At 63.1% G+C, this 3,033-nt stretch carries 4 protein-coding genes; all 4 read right to left on the bottom strand.

Annotated features, from left to right (window positions below; all coding sequences use genetic code 11):
* Nucleotides 1-16: 16 nt before the first annotated feature.
* Nucleotides 17-373 carry a hypothetical protein gene (locus ACR652_RS07875; RefSeq protein WP_434505965.1) on the bottom strand — a complete coding sequence of 119 codons (357 nt, stop codon included), beginning with the start codon at nucleotides 371-373 and terminating at the stop codon, nucleotides 17-19.
* A 26-nt stretch (nucleotides 374-399) separates the two neighbouring features.
* A complete protein-coding gene (locus tag ACR652_RS07870; RefSeq protein WP_434505966.1) occupies nucleotides 400-1,977 on the bottom strand; it encodes a porin in 1,578 nt (525 codons plus the stop codon).
* 47 nt (nucleotides 1,978-2,024) lie between these two features.
* Nucleotides 2,025-2,555, bottom strand: a complete 531-nt coding sequence (locus tag ACR652_RS07865) for a hypothetical protein (RefSeq protein ID WP_434505964.1) — start codon at nucleotides 2,553-2,555, stop codon at nucleotides 2,025-2,027.
* A gap of 100 nt (nucleotides 2,556-2,655) precedes the next feature.
* Nucleotides 2,656-2,901 carry a hypothetical protein gene (locus ACR652_RS07860; protein ID WP_434505963.1) on the bottom strand — a complete coding sequence of 82 codons (246 nt, stop codon included), beginning with the start codon at nucleotides 2,899-2,901 and terminating at the stop codon, nucleotides 2,656-2,658.
* Nucleotides 2,902-3,033: the final 132 nt, after the last annotated feature.

The following is a 3,033-nucleotide window of genomic DNA, read 5'->3' as shown; positions in this document are numbered from 1 at the left end:
CTCGAACGCCCCCCGCTTACTGCAGCGGGGTGACGATGGAGGCGCTGGCGTTGTTGTTCATCGACATGTTGTCGGAGTTGGACTTGCTGATCGTGCCGCCGGCGCTGTCGACGACCGAGCCGATGGTGAAGGCCTGCTTGTCCACGTTCACGCCGCTCTGGTTCTGATTGCCCGAGCCCATGTCCACCATGCTGCCGCCAACCGAACCGTTCTGCACGACAGCCGCCGTGTTGTTGATGCCGACCTGCGTCACCGACGAATAATTGTTGCCGTAGGCCTGGCTCTGATTCTGGTTGTTGTTGTTCTGCCCGTCGGCGAGGGCCGGCGCGCTCAGGAGCCCGCAGAAGGCGGCAAGGAGGATCTGCTTTTTCATCGTCGTCATCCTTTCGTTGCGCGCGTTTAGAAAGCCTTGCGCAGATAAGTGAGAACATTCGGGAAATCCACCGACGCCGTGCGTCCCGCGCCGCCGATGTACTGACCTTTCGCCTGACTCCAGGTCCAGCCGCCCTCGAGACCCAGCGCCCAACCGTCGCCCGCCCAATATTCGGCGTTGCCGATCACGCGCTGGCCGTTGACCTGCGTGTTGAAGCCCATCGGCATGAAGAAGCCGAAGGCCGAGAGCATTTCCGGCGACGAGCCCATATAGGTCTGGAACGCCGCGCCGGTGATCGAGGTCTTGAAATAGGGCGTCCACAGATGCTCGTAGGAGCCCATGAACGATTGCCCGCTCGTTCTCGAAATCGCGCCGTAGGAGCTCGCGATGTAATCGATCGACATGTAGGGGATGCCGAGATAGGCCAGCGCGCCCTGGCTCGCCGTGGCCGAGACCATCACCTTGCCATACATGTTGCCGCCGAGATCGCCGAGGAGCTGGCTCCACTTCCAGCGATATTCGCCGGCGAGCTGCGCCGCCCATCCCATGGTGGAATTCTTCGGCGCGAAGGAATTATAGGCGTTCGCCGACACGTCGCGGATTTCGTGCGAGGCCGCCGACGCATGCAGGACGAAGGACGGCGTGCCGACGCGCAGCTGGCCGACGAAGTCGGGAATGCCCCAGGACGACGGATAACGCGACAGCACGCCATCGGGATAGCGGCGCAGCGTCGGGTCTTCCGCCGACAGGCTGACCGACGCGCCGAGGCCCGGCAGAAGCGACGGCAGCAGGTTCAGCCGCTCGATCCTGTGCGTATAGGAAATCGCCGGCGTGCTGAGATAGGACGCATAGCCGGGCATGAACGTGTAGCCCGTGCGGCTGAAGCTGAACAGCGAGGGCTGAAGGCCGACGCGCAGGCCGCCGAGCTGCACCCACGCCTGATCGGTCGCGCCGCGCCAGTAGTGGCCGTTGATCTGATTGAGCGTGAGGCGATATTCGCCGTTGTAGTTCTTCTCCGTGCGCGCGAACAGGCCGGCGTTGACGAAGACCGAGATGGTGCCGAGGTCCGTGTTCCGGAAGCCCAGGAAATTCACCATGCTGTAGGTGCCGGTATAGGCGCCGCTGGTCGTGTTGCGCACCAGCGGATTGACCCAGTAATACAGCATCGGCAGCGAGGCGTAGAGCGAATTGCCGCCCCAGCCGAGGCGTTCCGTCGGCAGTCGCTGCGTCGTGAAGGCGAGATCCTGTGTGGCGAAATCCTTGCCGATGAAGCCGGTGAGCGACCCATGCACCGCGCCGCAGAAGCCGATGTAGGGAATCTCGAAGAACTGCGTGTTGCCGTTGAGATTGCAGGGCGCGGCGAAGGAGGGCAGCGCGGCGCGCGGCGGCGGCGGCGGCGCGGAGACCGACGTCTTGCCGGAGCGCGTCCGGCGCGTCTCCCTGGCCTTCACGGTGGTCTCGGCGTTGAGTTCGTTGATGGCGCGCGTCGCCTCGTCGATCGACGCCGCGGCGCCGTTGTCATAGGTCGCAGGCTGCGCGATCGCCTTCGACGCGCCGGCCATCCCGAGCGCGCATGCGAACGAAACGATCGTCTTGGTCCGCATTGTCACGAAGGCGTTTCCTTATTGTTGAAGCGAATACAAGCGTTTGGTCAGTGCATGCGGTAAAAGCCGCTGGTCGCGGTCATGCCGGGCGGCGTGGCGAAGGCCAGACTGAAATTGTCGGTGACGAAGAGCGACATATAGCCGTCCTGCGTCTGGTAGCTCTGGTAGACGGGGCCGTTGGTCTGCATGACCGGAATAGCCGGCGTGCCGCCGCGCCCGCCATTCTGCGCGACCGTGGCGAGATTGGCCCCGCCCATCTGGCCGACTTCGGAATGGTTCTGCGGGCCGTTCTGCGTCACGAAGGCGGTGTTGTGCCCGTTACCGTTCACCTGCGTGAGCTGCGACAGGTTGCCGTACAGCCCGTTCTGCGTGACGACGGCCTGGTTTTGCGCATTGGCTTCCTGCACGCCGTAGGACAGATTGGTGAAGCCGACCTGATTGACGTTGTAGCTCGACTGGGAGCCGCCGCCGGCGCCGATGAAGATGTTGAGCAGCGAGTTCTGGTTGGCGGTCTGAGCAAGGGCAGGACCGGCGGAGACGATCGCGGCAGTCAGAAGACAAATGGACACGCGAGACATTTGATTTCCCCACCCAGCAAGCCAGCAAGCAATTGGCCGGAGGTAACGTTACAATTGGTCGCAAAAAAGGCCAATATGCGCGAAGTCGATATGGTTACCCTCACTTGCGCAGGAAGACGGGGCCGCGGCAATCGAAACGATATGGACGATTGTCACTGCCGGGAACCGGCTCGAGCACCCACATGTCGTCCCTGAGGTAATCCTGGGCCTGCGTCTGGGCGAGATATCCGCCCTGGCAGGCGGGCGCCTGGGCCTCGACGAGAACCGGGTGCCGCGCTCTTGCGTCGGCCGGAGCCGTCGCAAAGGCGGAAATCAGAACCAGGACGACGATCTGCAATGACTTCATGAGAGGGTTCCCGAACGAAATTTGCAGAACGCAGACCTACGCCCCGAAAGGGGACGCCGTTCCGCCAGTGAAGCGAAACGGCGCCCCGCGTTTCAATTAGTGATGATGACCACCGACGGTGTTGCCGTTGGC

The organism is Methylocystis sp. (assembly GCF_051061225.1).
In the GTDB taxonomy this organism is placed as follows: domain Bacteria; phylum Pseudomonadota; class Alphaproteobacteria; order Rhizobiales; family Beijerinckiaceae; genus Methylocystis.
This window is presented reverse-complemented; position numbering and strand designations above follow the sequence as displayed.